Source organism: Halalkalibacter wakoensis JCM 9140, assembly GCF_000513095.1.
GTDB lineage: Bacteria > Bacillota > Bacilli > Bacillales > Bacillaceae_D > Halalkalibacter > Halalkalibacter wakoensis.
This window is the reverse complement of the sequence record NZ_BAUT01000010.1, coordinates 41,065-64,766: the sequence shown is the minus strand read 5'-3', so window position 1 is coordinate 64,766 and position 23,702 is coordinate 41,065. Positions and strand designations below refer to the sequence as shown.

Here is a 23,702-nt window from a genome sequence, read left to right as displayed (position 1 = left end):
TCCTTTTACGAATTAATCAACATTTCAACAAGCATTCTTGTTAATCCAACTAAGTAAGCAGACAATACACCAAAGGCAATAACTGCACCGGTAAGTTTAAACATGTTCGCGCCGATACCAAAAACAAGACCTTCACTTTTATGTTCAAGCGCAGCACTCGTCATGGCATTTGAAAAACCTGTTACTGGGACCAATGAGCCAGCTCCAGCAAATTGTCCGAGTTTATCATATATACCAAATCCAGTCGCTAATGCAGCTAGTAAAATTAATGTTGCCAAGGTCGGACTCATCGCCTCTTCTTGCGTAATAGGCAAGAATGTCATGTACAACCGACTGATCCCTTGTCCAAACGCACAAATGAAACCACCTACTAAAAAAGCTTTCAATCCATTTTTCAATATGTGGCTTTTCGGTTGATATAATTTTATGTTTTTTTGATATCAATTTTTTCTGATTTTCATCGACTCCCATATTACCCAACCTTTCCTTACTTCCTCTAACTTGGATAAATGAAACAGAATGGTAATGTTAGTATGACTGAAGGATTGATTTTCTATCCACATGAGTTTATCTTTTCAGACAACCTAAAAAACGGCCCGCCCCAAAAGATCGATAATGATCTTTTATAGGCAGTCCGTTTTCTAATCCATTATTATTTCCCTTTGTGTTTCTTTGAAAAGTTTTCTTTCACCAAATCAAACCAGTAAAAAATAAGCAAACACCCCTCTCATTTGAGCGGGATGTTTGCTTATTTACACATCTCCCATTTCAAGCTTCATTTGTTCTAGAATTTTCTTTTCTAACCTCGAAACTTGAACTTGGGATATTCCAAGTCTTGATGCAACCTCTGATTGCGTTTGGTCTTTGTAATACCGGAGATAAACGATCAGTCGCTCCCGTTCATCAAGGTCTCGGATTGCTTCTTTTAACGCAATTTTATCAAACCATTTTGTTTCCGTTTGGTCTGCAATTTGATCAAGCAATGTAATTGGATCTCCATCATTCTCATAAACAGTCTCATGAATAGACGATAATGACCGACTTGCTTCGCCTGCAAAAACAACTTCTTCTGGCGTGATTTCTAAAGCTTCTGCAATTTCGTTCACTGTCGGTGTTCGTCCTAGCGATTTGGTCATTTCATCTTTCATTTTTCTAATTTTATTGCCAAGTTCCTTAATGGATCGACTTACTTTAACCGTACCATCGTCACGAAGAAATCGTTGAATCTCCCCTATAATCATTGGTACTGCATACGTTGAAAATTTCACATCATATGATAAATCAAATTTATCAACTGACTTGATTAGCCCAATACAACCAATTTGAAACAAGTCATCCGCTTCATACCCACGATTCATAAAACGTTGAACAACGGACCAAACGAGTCTTGTATTCCGGTTAACAATTAAATCTCTTGCGTCCTGGTCACCCTCTTGGCTTCGTGCAATCAGTTCTTTTACTTCTGAATCTGAAAAATGTGCCTGCTTCTTCTTCTGTTGTTTTACCTCGACATCCATAGGCAAAACTCCTTAATTACACATAGCTTTGCTATTTGTAAGTGTTTTTTTTACATAGACAGTTGTCCCAATCATTGGTTCAGAAACAACTTGAAGTTCGTCCATGAAATTTTCCATAATGGTAAACCCCATACCCGAGCGCTCTAGTTCCGGTTTTGTTGTAAAGAGTGGCTGACGGGCCTCTTCAATATCTTGAATTCCCATACCCTCATCTCGAATGGTTAACTCAATTGTTCCATTATCGAGTGTACAGTGAATATATACCATTCCATCAGGCTTATTGTGATACCCATGAATAATTGCATTTGTCACCGCTTCAGAAACAACTGTTTTTATTTCTGTCATTTCGTCCATCGTTGGATCAAGCTGCGCAATAAATGCACCAACTGTTACTCGTGCAAACGATTCGTTTTGGCTCTGGGCTGAAAATTTTAAATCCATTACATTTTGCATCGCTTAAGCCACCCCCAAAGTTTGTAAAGCAAATTGTTCACTGTCTTCTAAGCGGATTATTTTAAACAATCCAGACATTTCAAACAAACGTTTGACTGATGGAGAAATGGCACATACCACCATCTCTCCTCCACTTGCCTTGACTTGTTTATATCTACCTAATATAACACCTAAACCAGAACTATCCATAAATGACAGTAATTCTAAGTTTAAGACAATATGCTTTACTTGGCCATCAGCTAGCACTTTTTCCACCTGACCTCTTAATTCTTCAGCTGTATGGTGATCAAGTTCACCTTCCAACCTAACGAGTAACACACTTCCTTTTTGCTCTAAGTCAATTCGTAAACTCACTTCTAATCACTCCCTCTAGTTCGTCTGCATAGTTATAGTATAAATGAATCTTTTTAAAGATCCTTACTACTGCATCTTTGCTAGAGAGAATTTCGCCTTTTCTCTTCCTGCTTCCTGCAAGGTGACAAAACTAGTCCTTATTCGAAGAAAGTTGCCAAAAGGCGTTACGCAGCTCCAAATTTCGCTAAAGTGCGTTTAAATAATTTCCACCAAGAAGCATCTTGAACATCATCACCAGCTACAAGCGGCGTCTCACTTAAAATTTCATCTTCTTTTTCAATAAACAACGTTCCGACAACGTCACCTTTTTTAATCGGTGCACGTAAGTTATTGTCTAGCTCTAAACGTTCTGTCACATCATCAATTTTCACTCCTTTTTTTGTAAGGATTGAAACAGATTCAGATGTAACAACAGGAATTTGATCTTTGTCGCCTTTACTAACATTCACATCAGCTAATACTTGGTCGCGGTCATAGAGTTTGTGAGCTTGGAACTGACTAAACGCGTAATCAAGCATGGACGTAATCTGAGCATTCCTCTCTTTTGGAGATGGAGCCCCCATAATGACAGTAATGACTCGCATATCGTTTTTCTGTGCTGTTGCTGTTAAGCAGTACATGGCCTCACGGGTATAACCTGTTTTCAGTCCATCTACTCCCGGATAAAATTTGACCAATTTGTTTGTATTTACAAGCCAAAATTTATCTTCTTCTGAGTCCGCACGTAAGTAATCTTCATATATTCCAGTAAACTTTGTAATGTCTTCGTATTTCAGCAATTCTTTTGAGATCATTGCTAAATCATACGCTGTTGTATAATGATTTTCTGCTGGTAGACCATTCGTATTAATGAAGTTCGTATTATCAAGGCCTAGTTCCTTCGCCTTATCATTCATCATGACAACAAACTCTTCCTCTGTACCTGCAATATGCTCAGCCATTGCAACAGATGCATCGTTAGCAGACGCAACTGCGATTGCTTTAAGCATATCTTCCACACTCATTTCTTCACCTGGTTCTAAGAAGATTTGCGATCCACCCATAGAGGCTGCATACTCACTTGTTCGTACCATATCCTCATACTTAATGGCTTCTTTGTCAATCGCTTCCATAATTAGAAGCATCGTCATGATCTTTGTCATGCTAGCTGGAGGTAATTTTTCATGACTGTTCTTGTCGAAAATCACTTCTCCTGTATCACGCTCAATTACGATTGCAGAAGATGCCTTCTCAGCTAATTTAGCTTTCTTTTCTTCCGCGCTTGCCATTGGTGTTATCACACTTAAAATAAGGCAAACGATTAACATACTGGATAGAACTTTCCTCATCTCCATCCGACCTCCATCTCATTTTCGTAGTCGTCCTTAGGTGGATAGTCCTTTCCTAAAGAGGAAAATCCACCCAAGTTGGCTACCCCCCATTTTTCCCGATCTTATTGGTTTTATACATATTCTAGAGATTTTTTTCACCTTTTCTAAAAGCTAGCAGGCTGTAAAAACGTATGATAGGATAAGAGGAACTTCTAGAAAAAGGGAGTGATTTGGAAAAATGTTTGATTTTTATATTCCTGTCATTATTTTTGTTATTGGTCTCATCACCATTTGGAGAAAAGAAAACATATGAAAGAAAAGATGTAACTGTCTGTAAAGAAAAGAATCAATACGACGTTGCATTAGATGAGGATGCGTATGCCAATAGTCAATCTCTTAGCAGTTCTCCTTTATTATCTCTATATCTTTTATACATGATGGAGAAAGTACGTATTATGCACCTTATGACATAATACGGTATAGCTCGGATTTTTTATCGTGGGAATACGAAGGTGATACCTTTATAATAGAAGATGGTTCTTCGATTAGAACTCCACCATTACACTAAAGGACTGATTCATTATTTTACATTATTTACAAATTGGTTTGATCATCATTGCCTTACTTTATTTCTGGTATGTTACAATTTCAAAAAGGCAATGGAAATTTGCTATCTTTTTGGCGATGATAACCCTTGGCGGATTAGGTTTGTTTTTTGAATCCTATCTCACTTACTCTTTGTTTCTAATTAGTTTGCTTATTTCCTTTATCGCCTACATAGGTATCTTTTTCATGATCGAAAAGGAAAAACGATTAAAATATGTGAGCGGTCTTTTCATTGGTCTCGCTCTCATTTATATGACGATTTCATTAGAGCCCGACCCTATCGTCCGTTCTCTTGATGATATCAAAATCGCTTATGATGCATATACAGAGGCAGCTGCTAACATTCCAGAAACAGAAACAGATGATTTATCATGGTACTCAACGTGGGACCATGCGTACTCAACACTCGAAACTGAAATGTTGCTTTTTTATACTGAAGAAAGTTACTTTGATCGCCTGTTTCGTGCTGACATTTTGCCAAGTGTTGAGGAACTTGATGAATTTACAAAACTACAGCAGCAAATTGAAACCGAACACACTGAGCATCTTGAGAAAGCTTTACACGTATTATATGATGCTGATATGCTTCACTCTCATTTCACGATGTTAGAAGACGGAGAGTGTGTCGAAGAAAATGAAGTAACGATGTGTCAAGATGGCAACCATTATTCCATTTTGTTAGAAGAAACGGTTTATGCGGCACCGTATAAGTTACAAGCCCATTTTATCTTTAAAGATGTATTGCTACTAGTCGGGCAGTCGTCGAATTACTTTTTGCTAAAAGATGAAATAGAATATACTCCTAACACATTAGAAGCAAGGTATAAAGAAATCACGTACACAATTGATGGGAACGTTCAAATGGAAGACTAAAATGATAAAAGTTTGCCTCAACACTTCTGAGGCAAACTTTTTTTAAAAGGTAAATACACATTAATCCGATCTTTTTAGTATATTTTAATTGAGATCCACCATCTCTTCCTTTATACTACTTAATATAAAAACAGTTACGAGGTGCAAAAGATGCCGACTCAAGAGATTCGTTTTCATTCCAATACATTAGCAGCTGTTCTGCATAAACCAGAAGATCATCAACAGCCTTCTCCAACTATTATTTTTGTGCATGGATTTGTTGGAAGCAAAGTTGGGGAACATCGTATGTTTGTGAAAGCAGCCAATTATTTTTCAAATAAAGGATTTGTATGTTTTCGCTTTGACTTTAGTGGTTGTGGGGAAAGTGAAGGGGATTACAAAGACGTAACGATTTCTAATCAAATCAATGAATTGAAATCAGCTATCGAGTATGTATCACAATTACAAGAAGTAGACCGTAACAATATTATAATCATTGGACATAGCCTAGGCGGCGCACTAACTGCATTAACGGCTTATCAGTTTCCATTTATCAAACATGTTATTTTGTGGGCTCCTGTAGCTAATCCTTATCAAGATATTACTTCCATCACGGGAATGGAGGCCGAACAGATAGCTCATAAACATGGTTATTATGATTATAGAGGCTTTTTATTAAGTCATTCTTTTTTTGAGGATTTAAAAAAACATCATCCTTTGAAATCAATTCAACGATTTCCTGGTACCGTCTACCTTGTTCACGGGGCAAATGATCAGGATATTCCCTCTCACAGCTCAAAAGCCTACATACAATCCCTTTCTGAATCCGGGTACGATCAAGAAAGAGAATATAGCTTAATCAACGGGGCCGGTCATACATTCTCAAATACATCTTGGGAGCAAGAACTGTTTAAAAGGTCTTACCAGTGGATTCAAAAAGTAATGTAAAAAGAAAAGAACCCCGTTACACAGAACGGGGTTCCAAAATGATTAACATTTGTGGGCCAGGGTATTTAATTAAAATTGTGTTCCACCAAGTTGTTGCTCGGCTTGTTGAACTAGACGCTTAGTGATCTCGCCGCCAACAGAACCGTTTGCACGTGCAGTTGCATCTGCACCAAGTTGTACACCAAATTCAGAAGCAATTTCATACTTCATTTGGTCAAGAGCTTGCTCAACTCCTGGTACTAATAGTTGGTTACTACTGTTGTTGCTTGCCATTTTAGTTCACCTCGCTTTGTTCGTTTTCAGTAACTATTGTGTGAGAATACAATCAAGTTATTCAACTTTTTTGTTGGAAAAGTTTTCTTTATCCGGATTTTTGGCTTCATAGAGCTCTAAAGGAAGTCCATCTGGATCGCAAAAAAAGGTGAACTTCTTTCCTGTTAGCTCATCCATTCGAACAGCTTCAACTGTTACTCCTTTATCCTCAAGCCACTTCTTGCTTAATTCCACATTATCCACTTCAAAAGCTAAATGTCTTAATCCCCTGGCTTCCGGGTAACTTAATCTGCTAGGTGATTCTGAAAATGAAAAGAGCTCAATTTGGCTTGTTCCAATCTGAAGATCTAATTTATAGGACTGGCGCTCTGAACGAAATGTTTCTCGAATGACCTTAAGACCTAATAAATCCACATAAAATGATTTTGATTTTTCATAATTTGAACATATGATGGCTGCATGATGAATTTGCTTTAACAATTCAACCACTCCTACTAAATAGATACCATACATTATACACCTGCTGATTACTTTTCGTCTTCTTACATAAAACCTTCAATCCATCAAAAACTAGATGTGATCAACTGATAAAAGGAGGGATTTTTTTGGATAAAGAAATGCATTACAGTGAGGATAATAAATTTATACCCATTACCTCTATAGCAAATGGGGAAATTCAAGAAGTAGCACGTGACATTTATTGTTTGCCGATTCAAGTCGTGAATGTTTGTATTATAGGAAATCCAGCTAAAAAGAATGATTGGGTTCTTGTTGATACAGGCATGCCAAAATCTGCTGATAACATACTAGAATCTTTAGCAGAGAAATTTGGTTCCGTACAGCAGCCTAAAGCCATTTTATTAACTCATGGACATTTTGACCACGTCGGGGCAATTGTTGAGTTAGCAGAAAAATGGGATTGTCCAATCTATGCCCATTCAGCTGAATTTCCTTACTTAACGGGAGAAAAGAGTTATCCAGAACCTGATACAAGTGTAGAAGGTGGGTTAATCGCAAAAATGTCAGGCTTGTTTCCAAATGGCCCAACACAGCTTGGAGAGCGTTTAAAAGAGTTACCTAAAGACCATCGCATTCCAGAATTACCAGGTTGGCGCTGGATTCATACGCCAGGCCATACACCAGGGCATTGCTCCTTTATTCGCATTGATGACAATGCACTAATTGCCGGTGATGCTTTTGTTACGGTCAAGCAAGATTCCCTTTATAAAGTGTTAACACAAGAAAAAGAAATCAATGGACCCCCTCGTTATTTAACAACGGATTGGGAAGCCGCGTGGGAATCTGTAGGAATTTTAAAGCACTTAGAACCTACTGTTGCGATTACAGGTCACGGTGTTCCCATGTACGGAGATGAACTCACAGAAAGCTTAGATAAACTTGCTAGGGATTTTGACAAATTGGCCATACCAGATTACGGGCGCTATGTAGACCCTAACACTCATTAAGAAAGGTGACCACATGAAGGGCCTTATAAAATAGTGAGGCCCTTCATCTATTGTGATCACCTTCATTTACATTTTCTCAGATACTGAATCATTCTCTTTTTTCAAACGTACTTTTCTCAAGACCTTAGTCAATCCGTTTGTTATATCGTTAAATAATAAATATACAGCGGGAATTAATATTAGTGTAATCAATGTCGAAAACAACAATCCTGATATGACAACCGTTGCAAGTGGGGCTTGGTAGTTGCTTGCTGCCCCAGTTGCTAAAGCAAGTGGGAGCATTCCTCCTACAGTCGTTAATGTTGTCATAAAAATAGGACGAATTCGAGACTTTCCAGCTTCTTCAACTGCCAGTGAGACGGAGCACCCATATCCTTTTAGTTGGTTCGTCCAAACTTCTTAACAAACTAACTAGTTCATGTGAAGAAAGGTCATCCTATTCCATGGTACTCTCGTTTAGCAAAATTTGCTTTTCTTCAAGTAATTTCTCATTTGAAGAGGACAAGCCGACGATGCCTTCAACTCATTCATCAAGTTACTTGATATCAATTCTAACTCATCAAACTGATCGCTTTGGATCATGAGTGAGATCGGATAGCCTCCTTCCATTGTCATAGCTGAACCGACAGTGACAATTGGAAACTGATCTTCTAATTCCCGTAATGAAGCTAGGATTTGTTCATTGACTACCTTTTGATCAATTGTGGCTTCCTCCGCTTTCGTCATGTTTATGATTGCATATAACATATTGACATTATCCATAATGATCGTATTTGTAACATCCGCTACCTCATCCATTTGCTCACTAATCGCAATGGCAATCTTTCTCGTTCAGAAGGAGTGACCCCACTTTCAAGTTGCACAGCAATTTCTGCATATCGATTAAATACATCCGGCATAATGGTCATTGGAACTTTTGTGATTAACGATAATGATCCGGCGAATACGAGGAAAAACAAAATGATCATACTATAACGGTTGCGTTTCTTTTTTGTCATCCACTTTAATACACGTCCGTATTTGCTAACGACCACTCCTTCTTTTTTCTGCTTTGCCTTTTCACTTACTCGTAAGAAGTTTTCAGCTAGAGTAGGAATGAGCGTAAACGAGACAAGTACCGAGCTCACTAGTGTAATAATGATCACGACAGCTAAAATGATCATAAACTTTCCAGCTTCTCCTCCTAGAAGCCCGATTGGCAAAAACACAACAACGGTCGTTAACATCGAAGCGATAACAGCTGTTGCCACTTCTTTTATTCCTTGAACAACTGCCTCTTGATTGGCTACACTTTGCTCCTTCTTTCGGAAGATCGACTCTAATATAACAATAGATGCATCAACCATCATCCCAATTCCAAGTCCTAAAGCAACTAAACTTAACATATTAAAACTGTAGTCAAAATACCACATCGCAGAAAACGTTAATAGAATGGATATGGGAATGGATAATCCGATAATAATCGTTGCACGAAAATTCCTCAAAAAAAGCAAAAGGATGATAAGTGCTAACACTCCACCAATAAGTACATTTTCTGAAACTCCATTTATTGAATCACTAACATAATCTACTTGAGCAACAATCTCTTCTAATTCAAAGTCCTGGATAAGGCCATCTGTACGAATTTGTTCAACTTCCTCACGAACAGCTGAAGCCATTTCCACCTGCGTAACATCTGCTGTACGGGCTATTTGCACGACTATAAAGTCATCAGTTCCATTTTTCCAAACACCTGCTGTTTGTTCACTCGGTTGTTCATTCACTTCTGCAACCTCTTTTAGGTGTATAAGTCCATCCATCGTTTGGATTGTAATGTTTTCAAGGTCTTCCATTGTTTCAACTGTTGTGTTCCACCTCAACTTCGGCTCATTTTGTTCTCCTGTTAACGTACCAATTGTTGATTCTGCGTTAGACTGTTGAATGGTTTGTACAACTTGAGCAGCATCAATATTTAATTCATCTAATTTTTCTTTTTTTAGCTCTATGACAATTTCTTTTTCTAGTAATCCAATTAAGTCAACATCTCGAACTTCGGGCAACGCTTTTAGCCTAGGTTCTAGCACATCCCTCGCAAAAGCCGACATCGTTTCTTTATTCCCATTTGAAAGATCCATATAAAATTCATACGTTCCGTTCATTGAATAGGGAGTAACCATTATATCTTGAACTCCAACAAGCTGAGGTTTTAAAGCAAGCAAAGCTGATCGACTTCCTTTGAAACTTCCTCCCGCGGCCTTCTTCAATTTCTATCGTAAGGGAGCTGTTGCCAAGCGTTGATGTTGAATGAAAGGATTCCACTCCATCCATGCCAAGTAAAACTTGTTCAACTGGTTCTGTTACTCTTTGTTCAACATCAAGTGTCGTCATCTGAACAGCATCCACTTGAATAACCGCTCCATCAAATGTAATAGGTGGCATTCATTCTTGATCTAATCTCGTAGTTGCAAATAATCCAATAATCACAATGAAAACGGCCAACAAACCTACGATCCATTTTCGCTTCAATAAAAACGTAAGTAATCCCATTCTTTTCCCACCAATCAGTAAATTTTTACCTCCTAAAACCACTTTCAATTTATTCTTTCTACATATGAATACACAAGAAAAAATGGTAAAAATATTCAATTGCAGGATGGAACTTATCTCCATCTTCAGGCGGAGAATCTCTTTTTTTTCTTTCCTTTTCTGATAATATAGGGAGTAGGAAGTAGAAAAATATGGGAGGCGACAATGATGAACCAACGAAAACTTGTTATCACACAAAATCTTGAAAGCCCATTCAAAGAGAGGTTACACTCCATCTTGCCTGATTGGGAAATCGTTTTCGGACGGGACCGTTCTATTTGGAATGACCATATTTCAGATGCTGAGGTAATTGCGGGATGGAAAAAAGAAATGACCGACCTTCTTTTACAAAATAAGGGAGCCTTAAAATGGATTCAAACGTGGACTGCTGGTGTGAATCAACTGCCTTTACATACACTACAAGAAAAAGGTGTACACGTAACAAGTGCAAATGGCGTTCATACGTATCCTATTTCTGAAACAATCTTCGCACTTATGCTAGGTTTAACGAGAAAGATTCATGCATATGTCAGAAACCAACAAACAAAAATGTGGAATCATGAAAATATGAAACTTGAAATACATGAGAAGACAATTGGCATCATAGGGGTCGGATCTATTGGTCAGGAGACTGCTAAGATTGCAAAAGCATTTGGCATGAAAGTTCTCGGAACTCGCCACTCCGGAAAGCCCGATCCGTTTGTTGATGAAATGTATTTACCTAATCAATTAGACGACATTCTTCCTAAGTGTGATTATGTTGTCATTACACTGCCACTAACTAGCGAGACAAAGCAAATGTTTGGTGAAAAGCAATTTCAATTAATGAAACGTTCTGCCATTTTGATTAATATTGGCCGAGGAGAAATTGTCGTTGAATCAGACTTAATATCAGCTTTACAAAAGCAAGAAATTGCTGGGGCTGGTCTAGATGTATTTGAGAAGGAACCATTATCAGAAGAAAGTCCATTATGGAATTTCGACAATGTCATTATTACCCCTCATACAGCTGGTTCAACGGAGCATTATGATAAACGTGTCATTGAAGACATTTTCATACCTAATTTAAAAAGTTATTTAACCAACAGTCCTTTGCCTTTGAATGTCGTTGATTTTAAAAAAGGATATTAGAGAATTAGAATCTAGCCTTGCGAAAACAGGAATTCTCTTACACTAGTCAATGGGTAACCAGCCACAGGGGATTGACACTCCCCTGCGACTGGTTACTTTTTATCTTTAAATGTATTTATTTTTACATGTGAAGATTGCGCAAAGCCGTAATTTCTATTTTCTCAGAAAAAAGATGTGCCAAAGGATACGTTTTTGGCACTCTACTTGAATCTAATGATCTTTCTTTTCACTTTCTTGCAATTCAGCAAGTTTAGCTAATAAAATATGCTGTGGCATATGCATAATTTGCTCAATTGGTACATTTAAAGACTTCGAAAGTTTCTGAGCTGTTTCAGCAGAAATTTGTAATGGTCTCATCCATAACATCTCCTTTCTTGCTTTTTCTTTCCTTCATTAAACCATATCTTTTCTGACAGTTACAATGATGTATGAAACAGGCAATATTTTCTGTCATTTACCTTCTTTATGATAAACTGTTGAAAAAGAGAATTGGAGGAGGATTCATGAAGCTACATAACGCTTTGAATTTGGAAGAACGTAAACAAATTGTCCACCAAACTGCACAAGCCTTTTCTGAACGAGCAAAAATCCATGATGAACAGAATACGTTCCCAATGGAAAATATACAAGAATTAAAAGAGATTGGCTATACCTCTCTCACTGTCCCAAAAACGTTTGGAGGAAAAGGACTTCCTTTAGCAGAATGGCTTGCTCTCCAAGAAGTTATTGCAACCTATGATGGTTCCACTTCTTTATCGATTGGTTGGCATATGGGACTTATTACGAATATATCTGAGAGCAAAGCTTGGCCTGAAGATATATACGAGCAAGTCCTTTATGAAGTGTTACACGAGGGAAAATTGCTCAACGCTGCAGCGAGTGAACCTGAAACCGGGAGTCCCACCCGTGGAGGAAAACCAACTACTACAGCAACAAGGGATCATAATAATTGGATCATTAATGGCAGGAAAAGCTTTACTTCCATGTCTCCTGCTCTCGATTATTTTATCGTATCAGCTACAATGGAGGATGGACAGGTCGGAAATTTTCTAATTAATCACTCTGCTCAAGGGGTAAAAATTGAAGAAACATGGAATTCCATTGCGATGAGAGGAACGGCGAGTCATGATTTGCATTTAAAAAATGTTCGTATTCCGTTTAATCATTTTCTAGAGTTGGTTCAGCCTGGAAAGAAAAACCCTGCTGGTTGGTTGTTGCATATCCCCGCTTGCTATTTGGGGATTGCGCAAGCAGCGCAAAACTTTGCTATTGAGTTTGCTTCAACTTATTCCCCCAATAGTTTACCTGGGGCTATAAAAGATCTTCCAAATGTTCAAACAAAAATTGGCGAAAATGAAGCTGACTTGCTTCAAGCTCGTTACTTTTTATACGGAGTCGCACAAAAATGGGATTCCTCATCCAAAGAAGAAAGACAAAACATGCAAAACGAGCTAGGGTCAGTAAAATACCAAGTTGTCAATAGCGCTATTCACATCGTAGATCGAGCGATGAGAGTCGTAGGTGCTCAGAGTCTATTCAAAGATCATTCAATTCAACGCTATTACCGTGATGTCCGAGCAGGGCTTCACAATCCACCAATGGATGATCGAACTTTAATCTTATTAGCAACCGAAGCATTTGACCGTATTAAATAAGCAAGAGATAGACAAAGCGCATCGACGCCTTACCCACATATTCACAATCCAATATTGATTTATCACATATGAGGGAGATCTTAATGGCTTGATCTCCCTTCTTTCTTTTTCACAAACCTCCAGAAAATATCAATTTACTATCATTCTCGACAAATCTAAAATGGATGAGAGGTGAACATATTGAAAAAACTTTTGATCGTTATGGGTATCTTTCTTTTGCTATTATTTACGCCTTTTTTGATATGGAGTATAAGCTCTAGTGAAAAACTGAATGTGGTTATTCTTGATAAAACGGTACCAACTGAATCAATGCGAGAACACTCTGGATTAGTCTGGTTACTTAATCACTACCGTTACCATAAAGATAACGGAGACTTTTATGTTGCTGGCGAAGATTATTATGGTTTTAAACCTATTGAACACGAGCAAGATTATGAGATCTCCCCTCTTCCTACTTCCTTAGAAGGGACAGATGTCATTTATATCGCAGATACATACGGGGTATATCATGATGACCTGCCATGGACAGAAGATACAAGGGGGGAGCATTCTTCACTTATCTATGGTGGACTTGAAATGGAAGAATGGCAAACAATTAAGGATTATGCCTTATCAAATCCAACAACATTAATAGCTGAGTTTAATACGTTTGCGTCTCCAACTGAACAAATGGTCAGAGAAGATGTGACAGATTTCTTCCATTTAGATTGGACTGGATGGACCGGACGGTATTTTGAAAATTTAAGTCGAGACAATGAAGAGATTCCTATTTGGATTATTGAAAGACATGAAAACCTTGCTGGTGAACCTTGGCAACATGAAGGAAGTGGCTTTGTTTTAGTCCATGATTGGAGCGAAGACATTGTTGTATTATCCGAACAATTAGGTCACCTTGGTTCTGGTGGGATCAATCTTTCGTTTACAGAAACGGGTCAATCATTATTGAATCTTTCAACTAGCCCCTCTTATCGTTATTGGTTTGACATTGTTGTGCCTTTTAATGAACAAGAAGTGTTAGCTTATTACAATTGGGATGTAACGAATGAAGGGATAGACGTGCTTCTGCAAAAGCAGATTCCTTCCGAATTTGCTGCTGTTTTACATCATGAGAAAAATGATTCTAATATTTTCTACTTTGCTGGTGATTTTGTTGATGTAGATGAAAAACCTTTGTTCACAAGATATGCTGGCTTTGCAAAATGGAAATCATGGACATCGTTTGAAGCTCTTTTTCCAGATACGAGCTTTTTCTGGAAAACCTACGTTCCGATGATGAAAGAAATATTAGCAATCGAAAAACTAGACCCTAACTCCATGCCTGAACAAAGCTACCCCAAAACTGGTGCCGCTTCTTATTCAGCTCGAATCGAACAGTCGATGTTCGAAGTATATAAAGATAACGAGTGGAAGTCTTTACCTATAAAAGGGGTGAACATGGGCATGGGGAAACCTGGACATTTCCCAGGAGAAGCAGCTATTTCAGAGTCCGAATATTATCGGTGGTTTGAGATGATTGGTGAAATGAATGCCAATACGATTCGTGTCTATACCTTACACCCACCTGGTTTTTATCGTGCCCTTAAACGGTACAATGAAGAACATGATAATCCACTTTACTTATTTCATGGTGTTTGGTTTGATGAAGAATTGCTTCACGAAAATGGCGGAGATGCCTATAATTCAGAGCTACTCGAACAATTCGAAACCGAGTGGAAAAACATTGTTAATGCAATTCATGGGCAGGCCAACATACAACATGTCCGTGGCCATGCACATGGAGCTTATTATGCAGATATTTCACCATATGTGATTGGTTGGATCAACGGGATTGAGTGGGATCCTGAAATGGTAAGCAATATGAGCATCGACTATCACGACCATGATGATTATGACGGTCAGTATATTAAGACAATAAATGGCGAGCCTATGGAGCAATGGTTGGCATGGCAGCTTGATGAACTAATGACGTATGAGCAAGAAAATTATCAGTGGATGCGCCCAGTTAGTTTCACCAATTGGGTGACAACTGATCTTTTGGAACATCCAGCCGAACCTCAATATTTTGAAGACCTAGCGACTGTAGATCCAAACCTATTAGCTTTAAAAGGAGAAGCTGCAGAAGTTGGCATGTTCGCTTCTTATCACATCTATCCGTATTACCCAGATTTCTTAAATCTAGAAGAAAATTATACGGAATTTATTGACCATCGTGGCGAACCAAATAACTATGCAGGGTATTTGCGAGATTTACATGATCATCATGACCTGCCTATATTAGTGGCAGAATTCGGGGTTCCATCCTCACGTGGACTTACTCATGAAAATCCATTTGGTTGGAATCAAGGCTTCTTAACCGAAAAGGAACAAGGAGAGATTGTTTCTCATTTATATGAAGACATTATTCAAGAAGGGTTGCTTGGAGGACTTGTTTTCACATGGCAAGATGAATGGTTTAAACGAACATGGAATACCATGTACTATGATGATCCAAACAGGCGCCAATATTGGTCTAATGCACAAACCAATGAGCAACAATTTGGTTTTTTAAGTTTTGACCGATTGAAAATAAAAGTCGACGGAGAAGATGACGATTGGGAAGGAACTAACCCCATTTTTGAAAAAACAGGCGAACCAATAAGTAAAATTTTTGTTGATTCAGATGAGCGATATATGTACATGAGAGTTGACTTTTCTGAAAATGTGAGCTGGTCTAATCATCGTCCAATTATTTTATTAGATTCTCATCCAGAACAAGGAAATGATGAGATTGACTTTTTGCCTACTGTTAAACCTCCTTTCTCTAATATTGATTTTGTTTTAGACCTTAAAAATAAAGATGAATCACGTTTACTTGTAGATGCTTATTATGATACGTTTTATTTCCATTATGGGGTGTATCATCAAATGTTAGATGACCATACACCACCAACGAAAAACAGTGGGAATTTCAATCCTATTGAACTTGCAATTAGTCTAGAAATGGAAAGACCTGATACAGGTGAATTGTTACCTTTTGTTTCGTACGAAGCTGGTAAATTTCGTTTTGGAAATGGCAATCCTACTTCCAATGAATATGATTCACTAGCAGACTTTTACTATTCCGATGAAACTGGTATTTTGGAACTTCGTATCCCTTGGGCTCTTCTTAATATAAAAGACCCGAGTATTCGAGAGATTATCGGTGATGTTTATCAAGAAAATCAAAACCAAAATATACAGGACCTTTTTCAATCTAGTAGTCTGATAATCGATGGAATCAATATTGCCTTTTTGTTATTAGATGATCAGGATGAATTGCTCTACTCCTACCCTGAAGCAGGACAAAACATGCACCTATTTGAATGGGAAGCCTGGGGAAATGAGCCTAAATACGAAGAACGTTTAAAACAATCTTATTTTATTGTTCAACAACTATTTGACTCAATAGAGTGAGTAAACAAAATCCCCCATCCACGAGGTTGGGGGATTTTGTTTACTTATTTTTTTCATCACAATCTGGAAAAAGCACTTCACCAGTTTCAGATTGAATGAGAAATTTTGATACGGCAGTTGACAACTCGTTAGGAGGAAAAGGTTTCGTTAAATATTTTTCAATTTTGTATTTTTCCACTTGTTCTTCTGACTTATCTAAGGCCGAAGAAATCACAATTGGAATGTTCTTTGTTCGCTCGTCTTCTTTTAACAGTTGAATCAAATCCCATCCACTCATTTCTTCTCCTAACATAAGATCGACAACAATCCCAACAAATGGTATTTTCTTTGCATCTTTTAATGCTCTAGTTGGTTCACTATGATGAACGACCTTGAACCCTTTTCCTTTTAACTCTTCTGACAATAACAACGCTAAACTCGTATCATCCTCAACGATCATCACATTGTTACCAGTATGATCATGAATGAAATCATCGTTAATGGTTTCTATGTTCTTCTGTGAGTAGATAGGTAAGGTGATATAAATCGTTGATCCTTTCCCCTCAGTTGATTCAATCCAAATTGACCCTTGGTGACTTTCAATTATTTCTTTACAAATTGCTAAACCAAGGCCGGTTCCACCAATTTTTCTTCTTTCACTATTGTCAATTCGGTGGAATTTTTTAAATAACATTGGCACTTCATTCTCAGGTATGCCAAGTCCTTGATCCTGAATGCTGATTAGTAGCTGATCTTTTTCATTCTTTAGTCGGATTTTCACATCGCCACCATTTGGAGAAAACTTAATCGCATTGCTCATTACATTCGTAAACACTTGAATTAGCCTTTCCCGATCGGCTCTCACCGTTACATGTTGCGCTTCATCAATTAAGAAAACATCATGTTTCTTTTCATGCTTAAAGTGCCGAACAACATCCATTGCCACTTCATCTACTTTACACAATTCCATTTCATAGCTTTGATTACCAGATTCCATTCGTTGTAAATCAAGAAAATCATTAATTAAGTTCGTCAACCTTTTTGCTTCTTTATGAATGGTTGTTAAATACTTTTGTTGACGTTCTTTCTGTAAATCCTTCGTTATTAACAACTCTGTAAAACCAAGAACACTTGAAAGTGGCGTCCTCAGCTCATGACTGACAGTACTGACTAATTCTGACTTCATTTGATCAACTTCATATTCTTTTGTAATATCACGATGGACAAAAATCGTTCCTATTTTTTCATCCCTCTGGAAAACCGATGTTGCATACACATCAATAAAGCGAGTGCCTTCTCTATTAATCGAGTAGGTCATGTTTCTCGTATCAGTAAAGCTCATCTCAATGGCATTCGTAAAGAACACTTGTAATTTCTTTGGCTCATTGACTTGATCAATGAATTCACGAATCCAATCATCTTTTTCTTGATTGATTTCCATCCATTTAGAACCTGTTGCAAACTTACATAAAATATCATTATTTTGAATCATCTTACCTGTAGCAGATACGAATTGAATTCCTTCATTGACGTTATCAATTATGTCTTGATTCAATTTTCTTGAAGATTCTGCTTCTTCATACATTTTAATTCGCTCAAGCGAAAGGGAAACTTGATTCATTAAACCATGAATCTCATTCATTTCTTCCTCTGAAAAAGTTCTACCAATTCTTGTTGCTGCTAGCACACCTACTTGTTCATGATTCCCATCCAAAAACGCCGTATAAAAATCGTAACAATACATCGTATCTGTAGATATACCAAGTTCCGATTGTTCTGCTTCTCTTTTCACGACATAATACTCTTCCTGCTGAAGTCTGACATATTGTTGGCTAGCGACTTGATTTCTGAAGCGGTCAACTGTCTCTTTCGGTAAACCTTTAGAAGCATATGCATCTTCTGAAGTTAACACAATAATGCTTGCATCAAACGAGTACAATTTGTTTAAGTGGTAAAGAATGTCATTCACGAATTCTTGCTTGTCTAACGTGAATGTGAGCGATTGGCTAAGTTTATAATACCGTTCTAGTTTTTCTCTCGTATTTTTCGAATCCGTTAGTGAAGACTCAAGTTGATCTTGTTGATAGTGTAGTTCATCTTGTTGCGCAATAAGTTCCTCATTTTGTGCAGTTAATTCCTCTTCTTTTTCTTGAATCGTCTTGGCCATTTTAATAAACGCATTGGATAACGAACCGATCTCATCATTTCGATTGAACTTTGTTAATTTAAAGGATTCCCCTTTTGCAACGGCACCTGTTGCTTCTTCTAATTCTTCAATAGGAACAATGACATCTCTTAAAATTCGGCCGATTAGCAAGATAAATAGAATTAATACAAGCGTACTAAAAATAATTCCAGCAATAGTAAAGAACTTCAGCTGTGCTATAGATTTATCAATAACAGCTTCTAATTCCTCCGATCTTTCATGTTTAATGGAATCAATTGTGTCTAAGAAAGCACTTATTTCATTCGCAGTGCCACGTTGATCATTAAAGATTCGAATGGCTTCATAGTCTGATGCTAATGCCATTTTCTTAATGGTTGGATACGTATGAAACTTATAGACCATATAAAAATTGTGAAGTTGGCTCCTAAGTTGAAATTCATCAGAATCCATTGGATAACTTTCGTAATAATCAATCGCTTCTTTTAGATTATCTAAGTGCCTATTTACGTTTTCCTCAAATATGGACTCATGTACCAAATAATACGCCCTAGCATTTAAGATGATTTGATTCAAATCATCTGCTAAGTTATCAATAACAACCACTTTCTCCTGTAAAAGTTCACGTTCAGTATCTAACTGACTTTGGCTTGTTAACATATAATAAATAAAACCGACCGAAATGACTATGACGCTAATAAGCGTAATAGCAATAATCGCAAGGTATTTCCTGCGAATACTTTGATTAAAGAACGATTTGACATTAACCATTCATAATATCCTCCACTATAGTTGCTAAATCACTTGGACTAAATGGTTTTGCCATAAAAAAAGTGGCACCAGCTTCGTATACTTCCATTTCTTCGCTTTTTTGCGCTTTTGCTGTTAGCATAAGAATGGGAACCTCCCTTTTGATTTGTGGAGAAAGTTGATCTAGTACCTCTGGACCTGTTAGTTTAGGCATCATGTAATCTAAAATGAGTAAATCATAGTCATTCGTACTCATTTTCTTTAAAGCCTCTTCTCCATCTTCCGCCTCTTCAATGTGAAGTCCAAGATCTTCTAATGTATCACTTATCAGCATACGTAATACTTCCTCATCGTCTGCAACAAGAACTCGTTTCATTCCATTAACACCTCATCTTGTTTGTGAATTATACAAAATTCGACATTATCTTCATTATACCTTCATTGAAGTCCACGATCTACCAGAGAATACTAACAAAATGCACCAACTAAAAAAGTGCTTACTCCCATACCATGTTTGCCGAATTCATCGTTAACATGATGTGAAAGTAAGCACTTGTTCAACATTATCTTTTGAGTAACATGGTTTTCTTTAAATCTATAAGCTTTGTTTCTCCCGTTAAAGCTAATGCTGTCTGAAATTCATCTTTTAATTGCGTAATAGCTTTTTCAACACCTACTTGGCCATCGATAAGAGCGTAAGCATACAAACGCCCAATTAAAACACTATCTGCACCTAGAGCTAGTGCTTTAACTATGTCAACCCCTCTTCGAATACCACCGTCGAATATAATTGGAATGTCCCCTTTGACAGCTTTAACCATATCTTCTAGAGCATCCATGCTGCTAATAGACCCATCTAATTGTCTTCCACCGTGATTGGAGACGACTACTCCATCTATCCCGTTCTCTACTGCTAATCTAGCATCATCTGGATGAACAATGCCTTTAATCACGATTGGAAGTTTGGTTTGTGTCCGAAGCCATCTTACCTTTTCCCACGTTAGAGTTGGATTAAATAGACGTGAAGCTACTTCAGAAATAACTTCACTTTTCTCTTTCGTTTCCAGATTTGCTTTCGTTCTAAATACTGGATCCGATTCATAATTGCCTAAACCGTGACCATTTTTTAATGGAAAGTATTGGTTTTGTTTATCTTGCTCTCGTAATCCTAGCAATGGAGTATCGACTGTAATCAAGATAGCTGAATATCCACTCTTTTCAGCTCTTTTTACAAAACTCAACGCTATTTCATCATCATTTGGCCAGTAAAGCTGGAAAAACCTCGCTCCCTTCCCCATGACTTCTGCAATCTGCTCCATGGAGTATGATGAAACAGTACTGACTGTATACGGGATCCCCTTCGCTGCAGCAGCTCTTGCAGCTGCTAGTTCACCTTCTGGATGAATAATTGTCTGAAAACCAACAGGGGCAAGCGCAACAGGTAGATTAGATTGGACTCCAATAATTGTCGACTGTACATCAAGTGTAGACACATCTCGCAGAACACGAGGGACAATTTTCCAATTCCTCAAACCTGCTAAATTAGCTTCTAATGTTTCTTCAGCACCCGACCCACTTTGGATGTATTCAAATGGACCTTGTTCTAACCGCTCTTTTGCAAGGCGCTCCCACTCTTCCGGTGAGCGAAAACCAACGTTGCTAGACATTCTTTCTTCCCCCATCCTAGTCTTTCTTCAGTTTGGTTGCAACACGATTTCCAATTGATTGAATCCCTTGTACCAAGATAATCAGGATGATAACCGTTGCATACATAACTTCGGGTTCATAACGTAAATGCCCAAAACGATAAGCTAAGTCTCCTAAACCACCAGCTCCTACTAATCCAGCCATAGCCGTTGCTCCAATTAAACCAATTGTCGCAATCGTTAGACCAAGGATTAAAGAAGGTCGTGCTTCTCGAACCATTACATGCCAAATAATATGCTGTGTTTTGATTCCCATTGCTTCATAGGCTTCAAGGACTCCTTTATCAACCTCCAATAAAGCTGATTCCATCAATCTGGCAATGTAAGGAGCTGTATAAACAACTAGTGGCACAATAACCCCTTTAACTCCCATTGATGTACCTACAATAAACTTTGTAAAAGGCAAAATAAAGAATAATAGAATAATAAATGGAATAGAGCGAGTAATGTTAATAATGATATTTAAAAACTGATACACATATTTATTTTCTAAACTTTTATTCGGCCTAGTTAAAACAAGTAGCGTCCCTAAAGGAAGGGCAATAATAATCGAAATAGCTAATGCGATCGACACCATTTGAAACGTTTCAATCGTCGCTTTCCAAATTGGATCTCCCCAACGATCCAAAAATTCTGTAATTTGAAACATGTTATAAGTTCACCCTTTCTACTTGTACTCCAACTTCTTCTAAATACCTTACGGCTGCTTCTGTCTCTTCATTTGCTCCTTCTAAATGAATAACCATCCGTCCGTACGGTTCATTTTTTAATTGAACAATGTTACCAGATAATATATTTGTGTACACATTGAATTTTTTCGATACTTCAGCGAGAGCTGGTTTTCCAGTCGATTGACCAACAAAAGATAAACGAATAATCGGCCCTTGTTCTTTTAATGAATTAATGACTTCCGATGGAATATCTTCAGGGAATAGACTGTTAATAAACTTCTTCGTCGTATCCGTTTTTGCTTGAGAGAAAATATCAATCACTTTTCCTTCTTCGATCACTTTTCCATTCTCCATTACGGCTACACGATCACAAATTTTTTGAACGACATGCATTTCATGCGTAATCAATAAGATTGTAATTCCGAATTCCTTGTTAATTTTGAGCAACAAAGAAAGAATGGACTCTGTCGTCTCTGGGTCTAGTGCACTTGTTGCTTCATCACTTAGCAGAACATCAGGTTCGTGAGACAAGGCACGTGCAATCGCAACCCGTTGCTTTTGCCCCCCTGATAACTGACTTGGATAGGAGTCTGCTTTGGCTTCCAATCCCACAACAGCTAAGTATTTATTCACTCGCTCATCAATTTCCGCTTTTGGGATTCCCGTTAATTTAAGAGGGATTGCAATGTTATCATAGACGGTTGCCGTTTTTAATAAATTAAACCCTTGAAAAATCATCCCGATATTTTGACGAGCCTCTCTTAATTTATTACTAGATAACCCCGTCATCGTTACTCCGTTTACGATGATTTCTCCACCGCTTGGCTTCTCTAGCATATTAACGCAACGGATGAGTGTACTTTTTCCAGCGCCACTATAACCAATGACTCCATATATTTCACCTTTTTGTACGTGAATTGAAACATCATCTAGCGCTGTGACCGTAGACTTTTTGGACACAAATGTTTTTGAAACATTCTTTAATTCGATCATATTCATCAACTCCTTAATAGAAAAAAAGGGTGACAATTGTCACCCACTCGATAGTTACACCTTACCAAGAAGCTACTACTGAACCAGCAAATTCTTCCTCGATAAATTGTTTTACTTCTTCAGATTGGTAAATTTCAATAAACTTTTGAATGACTGCATCATTTTCATTTTCAGTACGAACAGCCAGTACGTTCACCCAAGGTGAGTCATTTGGCTCGATAAAAATAGAGTCTTCTGTCGGTACATACCCATGCTCAATAGCAAAGTTTGTGTTAATCGCAGCAGCCGCTAACTCATCTAGTTGTCTAGGAATTTGCGATGCCTCTAATTCAATAAAGTCTAAGTTATGCGGGTTATCTGTAATATCATTTACTGTTGCTGTCACTCCAGCATCAGGATCAAGCGTAATTAACCCAGCTTGTTCAAATAAAATTAACGCACGAGCACCGTTTGTTGGGTCGTTTGGTAATCCAACTTTGTCTCCTTCTTGCAATTCAGCTACATCTGCTACTTCAACAGAGTAAATTCCCATTGGGAAGTTAACCGTTGTGGCAACATCTACTAAATCAAGATTACGCTCTTCTTTAAAGTTATCTAAGTACGGCTTATGTTGGAAGCTGTTTAGATCTAATTCACCTTCATCAAGTGCCACGTTTGGCATTACATATTCAGTGAAAACCGTCATGTCAATTTCAAGACCTTCTTCAGCTGCTAGTTCAATTACTTTTTCCATGATTTGTTCATGAGGACCAGCTGTTACTCCTACTTTTAGTAGATCTTCAGATAGTTCTCCCGTACCAGTGTCTCCACCGCCACCACAAGCTGCAAGACCAATCATAGATAAAGCTGTTAATGCAGAAACAAAAACTTTTTTCAT

The 23,702-nt window shown here is 37.8% G+C and carries 25 protein-coding genes; 7 read left to right on the top strand and 18 right to left on the bottom strand.

From position 1 onward, the window contains the following. Nucleotides 1-5: 5 nt before the first annotated feature. The 5 genes from spoVAC to JCM9140_RS06465 form a co-directional block, all read right to left on the bottom strand. A complete protein-coding gene (gene spoVAC / locus JCM9140_RS06485) occupies nucleotides 6-428 on the bottom strand; it encodes a stage V sporulation protein AC (protein ID WP_156314814.1) in 423 nt (140 codons plus the stop codon). Between the two features lie 324 nt (nucleotides 429-752). Then, complete coding sequence (sigF, locus tag JCM9140_RS06480) at nucleotides 753-1,517, bottom strand: RNA polymerase sporulation sigma factor SigF (protein WP_034743981.1); 765 nt, start codon at nucleotides 1,515-1,517, stop codon at nucleotides 753-755. 12 nt (nucleotides 1,518-1,529) lie between these two features. After that, nucleotides 1,530-1,970 (bottom strand): anti-sigma F factor, encoded by a 441-nt coding sequence (spoIIAB, locus tag JCM9140_RS06475; protein ID WP_034743980.1) that lies wholly within the window; start codon nucleotides 1,968-1,970, stop codon nucleotides 1,530-1,532. Nucleotides 1,971-1,973: 3 nt separating this feature from the next. Continuing rightward, complete coding sequence (spoIIAA, locus tag JCM9140_RS06470; protein ID WP_034743978.1) at nucleotides 1,974-2,324, bottom strand: anti-sigma F factor antagonist; 351 nt, start codon at nucleotides 2,322-2,324, stop codon at nucleotides 1,974-1,976. Nucleotides 2,325-2,488: 164 nt separating this feature from the next. After that, nucleotides 2,489-3,652, bottom strand: coding sequence for a D-alanyl-D-alanine carboxypeptidase family protein (locus JCM9140_RS06465; RefSeq protein ID WP_034743976.1), 1,164 nt, complete (start codon nucleotides 3,650-3,652; stop codon nucleotides 2,489-2,491). A gap of 212 nt (nucleotides 3,653-3,864) precedes the next feature. Here JCM9140_RS06465 and JCM9140_RS06460 point away from each other — a divergent pair, with 212 nt between their 5' ends. The 3 genes from JCM9140_RS06460 to JCM9140_RS06450 all read left to right on the top strand — a co-directional run bounded on the left by JCM9140_RS06460 (nucleotide 3,865) and on the right by JCM9140_RS06450 (nucleotide 6,040). Continuing rightward, on the top strand, nucleotides 3,865-4,107 hold the full coding sequence (locus JCM9140_RS06460; RefSeq protein WP_034743974.1) for a hypothetical protein: 243 nt from the start codon (nucleotides 3,865-3,867) through the stop codon (nucleotides 4,105-4,107). 319 nt (nucleotides 4,108-4,426) lie between these two features. Further along, nucleotides 4,427-5,113 carry a hypothetical protein gene (locus tag JCM9140_RS06455; protein ID WP_034743972.1) on the top strand — a complete coding sequence of 229 codons (687 nt, stop codon included), beginning with the start codon at nucleotides 4,427-4,429 and terminating at the stop codon, nucleotides 5,111-5,113. Nucleotides 5,114-5,263: 150 nt separating this feature from the next. Then, entirely contained in the window at nucleotides 5,264-6,040 is a 777-nt protein-coding gene (locus JCM9140_RS06450) for an alpha/beta hydrolase family protein (RefSeq protein WP_052002105.1), read from the top strand. Between the two features lie 69 nt (nucleotides 6,041-6,109). On the opposite strand, the gene JCM9140_RS06445 is transcribed toward JCM9140_RS06450, so the two are convergent. Both JCM9140_RS06445 and gloA2 read right to left on the bottom strand, forming a co-directional pair. Continuing rightward, nucleotides 6,110-6,313 (bottom strand): alpha/beta-type small acid-soluble spore protein, encoded by a 204-nt coding sequence (locus JCM9140_RS06445; RefSeq protein ID WP_034743969.1) that lies wholly within the window; start codon nucleotides 6,311-6,313, stop codon nucleotides 6,110-6,112. Between the two features lie 57 nt (nucleotides 6,314-6,370). Further along, nucleotides 6,371-6,826 (bottom strand): SMU1112c/YaeR family gloxylase I-like metalloprotein, encoded by a 456-nt coding sequence (gene gloA2, locus JCM9140_RS06440; RefSeq protein ID WP_052002104.1) that lies wholly within the window; start codon nucleotides 6,824-6,826, stop codon nucleotides 6,371-6,373. A gap of 92 nt (nucleotides 6,827-6,918) precedes the next feature. Between gloA2 and JCM9140_RS06435 the strand changes: the two genes are divergently transcribed. Further along, a complete protein-coding gene (locus JCM9140_RS06435) occupies nucleotides 6,919-7,779 on the top strand; it encodes an MBL fold metallo-hydrolase (protein ID WP_034743966.1) in 861 nt (286 codons plus the stop codon). Between the two features lie 66 nt (nucleotides 7,780-7,845). On the opposite strand, the gene JCM9140_RS06430 is transcribed toward JCM9140_RS06435, so the two are convergent. The 4 genes from JCM9140_RS06430 to JCM9140_RS24850 form a co-directional block, all read right to left on the bottom strand. Continuing rightward, nucleotides 7,846-8,094: an efflux RND transporter permease subunit gene (locus JCM9140_RS06430; protein WP_235715296.1), complete on the bottom strand. Its 249-nt coding sequence runs from the start codon at nucleotides 8,092-8,094 to the stop codon at nucleotides 7,846-7,848. Between the two features lie 141 nt (nucleotides 8,095-8,235). Continuing rightward, a complete protein-coding gene (locus JCM9140_RS22395) occupies nucleotides 8,236-8,577 on the bottom strand; it encodes a hypothetical protein (RefSeq protein ID WP_052002103.1) in 342 nt (113 codons plus the stop codon). After that, nucleotides 8,565-9,935 (bottom strand): efflux RND transporter permease subunit, encoded by a 1,371-nt coding sequence (locus JCM9140_RS22390; RefSeq protein WP_081727592.1) that lies wholly within the window; start codon nucleotides 9,933-9,935, stop codon nucleotides 8,565-8,567. Before JCM9140_RS22390 ends, JCM9140_RS22395 begins: the two co-directional genes overlap by 13 nt. Beyond that, the gene (locus JCM9140_RS24850; RefSeq protein ID WP_052002101.1) at nucleotides 9,901-10,197 is read right to left on the bottom strand and encodes an efflux RND transporter permease subunit; all 297 of its coding nucleotides are present in this window, start codon (nucleotides 10,195-10,197) and stop codon (nucleotides 9,901-9,903) included. Before JCM9140_RS24850 ends, JCM9140_RS22390 begins: the two co-directional genes overlap by 35 nt. 315 nt (nucleotides 10,198-10,512) lie before the next feature. Between JCM9140_RS24850 and JCM9140_RS06420 the strand changes: the two genes are divergently transcribed. Next, complete coding sequence (locus JCM9140_RS06420; RefSeq protein ID WP_034743960.1) at nucleotides 10,513-11,475, top strand: D-2-hydroxyacid dehydrogenase; 963 nt, start codon at nucleotides 10,513-10,515, stop codon at nucleotides 11,473-11,475. Between the two features lie 210 nt (nucleotides 11,476-11,685). On the opposite strand, the gene JCM9140_RS23035 is transcribed toward JCM9140_RS06420, so the two are convergent. After that, on the bottom strand, nucleotides 11,686-11,832 hold the full coding sequence (locus JCM9140_RS23035) for a YycC family protein (protein ID WP_081727591.1): 147 nt from the start codon (nucleotides 11,830-11,832) through the stop codon (nucleotides 11,686-11,688). A gap of 146 nt (nucleotides 11,833-11,978) precedes the next feature. Here JCM9140_RS23035 and JCM9140_RS06415 point away from each other — a divergent pair, with 146 nt between their 5' ends. Together JCM9140_RS06415 and JCM9140_RS06410 are read left to right on the top strand one after the other, a co-directional pair. Continuing rightward, nucleotides 11,979-13,130 (top strand): acyl-CoA dehydrogenase family protein, encoded by a 1,152-nt coding sequence (locus JCM9140_RS06415; protein ID WP_034743957.1) that lies wholly within the window; start codon nucleotides 11,979-11,981, stop codon nucleotides 13,128-13,130. A 171-nt stretch (nucleotides 13,131-13,301) separates the two neighbouring features. Beyond that, entirely contained in the window at nucleotides 13,302-16,562 is a 3,261-nt protein-coding gene (locus tag JCM9140_RS06410; RefSeq protein ID WP_369384401.1) for a hypothetical protein, read from the top strand. Between the two features lie 40 nt (nucleotides 16,563-16,602). Here the strand turns inward: JCM9140_RS06410 and JCM9140_RS06405 are convergent, their stop codons facing one another. The 6 genes from JCM9140_RS06405 to JCM9140_RS06380 form a co-directional block, all read right to left on the bottom strand. Then, entirely contained in the window at nucleotides 16,603-19,476 is a 2,874-nt protein-coding gene (locus JCM9140_RS06405; protein ID WP_034743951.1) for an ATP-binding protein, read from the bottom strand. After that, nucleotides 19,469-19,831, bottom strand: coding sequence for a response regulator transcription factor (locus JCM9140_RS06400; protein WP_034743948.1), 363 nt, complete (start codon nucleotides 19,829-19,831; stop codon nucleotides 19,469-19,471). Before JCM9140_RS06400 ends, JCM9140_RS06405 begins: the two co-directional genes overlap by 8 nt. Nucleotides 19,832-20,018: 187 nt before the next feature. Continuing rightward, nucleotides 20,019-21,122, bottom strand: a complete 1,104-nt coding sequence (locus JCM9140_RS06395) for an alpha-hydroxy-acid oxidizing protein (protein ID WP_034743945.1) — start codon at nucleotides 21,120-21,122, stop codon at nucleotides 20,019-20,021. 16 nt (nucleotides 21,123-21,138) lie between these two features. Then, nucleotides 21,139-21,810 (bottom strand): methionine ABC transporter permease, encoded by a 672-nt coding sequence (locus JCM9140_RS06390; RefSeq protein WP_034743942.1) that lies wholly within the window; start codon nucleotides 21,808-21,810, stop codon nucleotides 21,139-21,141. 1 nt (nucleotide 21,811) lies between these two features. Next, the gene (locus JCM9140_RS06385; RefSeq protein ID WP_034743939.1) at nucleotides 21,812-22,825 is read right to left on the bottom strand and encodes a methionine ABC transporter ATP-binding protein; all 1,014 of its coding nucleotides are present in this window, start codon (nucleotides 22,823-22,825) and stop codon (nucleotides 21,812-21,814) included. A 61-nt stretch (nucleotides 22,826-22,886) separates the two neighbouring features. Continuing rightward, nucleotides 22,887-23,702 (bottom strand): MetQ/NlpA family ABC transporter substrate-binding protein, encoded by an 816-nt coding sequence (locus tag JCM9140_RS06380; protein WP_034743936.1) that lies wholly within the window; start codon nucleotides 23,700-23,702, stop codon nucleotides 22,887-22,889.

Excerpts from the sequence above, each read along its gene's own strand:
- sigF (WP_034743981.1), bottom strand. The coding sequence starts at position 1,517 with ATGGATGTCGAGGTAAAACAACAGAAGAAGAAGCAGGCACATTTTTCA.
- spoIIAB (WP_034743980.1), bottom strand. The coding sequence starts at position 1,970 with ATGCAAAATGTAATGGATTTAAAATTTTCAGCCCAGAGCCAAAACGAA.
- JCM9140_RS06465 (WP_034743976.1), bottom strand. The coding sequence starts at position 3,652 with ATGAGGAAAGTTCTATCCAGTATGTTAATCGTTTGCCTTATTTTAAGT.
- JCM9140_RS06455 (WP_034743972.1), top strand. The coding sequence starts at position 4,427 with ATGATCGAAAAGGAAAAACGATTAAAATATGTGAGCGGTCTTTTCATT.
- JCM9140_RS06450 (WP_052002105.1), top strand. The coding sequence starts at position 5,264 with ATGCCGACTCAAGAGATTCGTTTTCATTCCAATACATTAGCAGCTGTT.
- JCM9140_RS06445 (WP_034743969.1), bottom strand. The coding sequence starts at position 6,313 with ATGGCAAGCAACAACAGTAGTAACCAACTATTAGTACCAGGAGTTGAG.
- gloA2 (WP_052002104.1), bottom strand. The coding sequence starts at position 6,826 with ATGTATGGTATCTATTTAGTAGGAGTGGTTGAATTGTTAAAGCAAATT.
- JCM9140_RS22395 (WP_052002103.1), bottom strand. The coding sequence starts at position 8,577 with ATGGATGAGGTAGCGGATGTTACAAATACGATCATTATGGATAATGTC.
- JCM9140_RS22390 (WP_081727592.1), bottom strand. The coding sequence starts at position 9,935 with ATGGTTACTCCCTATTCAATGAACGGAACGTATGAATTTTATATGGAT.
- JCM9140_RS24850 (WP_052002101.1), bottom strand. The coding sequence starts at position 10,197 with ATGCCACCTATTACATTTGATGGAGCGGTTATTCAAGTGGATGCTGTT.
- JCM9140_RS06420 (WP_034743960.1), top strand. The coding sequence starts at position 10,513 with ATGAACCAACGAAAACTTGTTATCACACAAAATCTTGAAAGCCCATTC.
- JCM9140_RS23035 (WP_081727591.1), bottom strand. The coding sequence starts at position 11,832 with ATGAGACCATTACAAATTTCTGCTGAAACAGCTCAGAAACTTTCGAAG.
- JCM9140_RS06415 (WP_034743957.1), top strand. The coding sequence starts at position 11,979 with ATGAAGCTACATAACGCTTTGAATTTGGAAGAACGTAAACAAATTGTC.
- JCM9140_RS06405 (WP_034743951.1), bottom strand. The coding sequence starts at position 19,476 with ATGGTTAATGTCAAATCGTTCTTTAATCAAAGTATTCGCAGGAAATAC.
- JCM9140_RS06400 (WP_034743948.1), bottom strand. The coding sequence starts at position 19,831 with ATGAAACGAGTTCTTGTTGCAGACGATGAGGAAGTATTACGTATGCTG.
- JCM9140_RS06395 (WP_034743945.1), bottom strand. The coding sequence starts at position 21,122 with ATGTCTAGCAACGTTGGTTTTCGCTCACCGGAAGAGTGGGAGCGCCTT.
- JCM9140_RS06390 (WP_034743942.1), bottom strand. The coding sequence starts at position 21,810 with ATGTTTCAAATTACAGAATTTTTGGATCGTTGGGGAGATCCAATTTGG.
- JCM9140_RS06385 (WP_034743939.1), bottom strand. The coding sequence starts at position 22,825 with ATGATCGAATTAAAGAATGTTTCAAAAACATTTGTGTCCAAAAAGTCT.
- JCM9140_RS06380 (WP_034743936.1), bottom strand. The coding sequence starts at position 23,702 with ATGAAAAAAGTTTTTGTTTCTGCATTAACAGCTTTATCTATGATTGGT.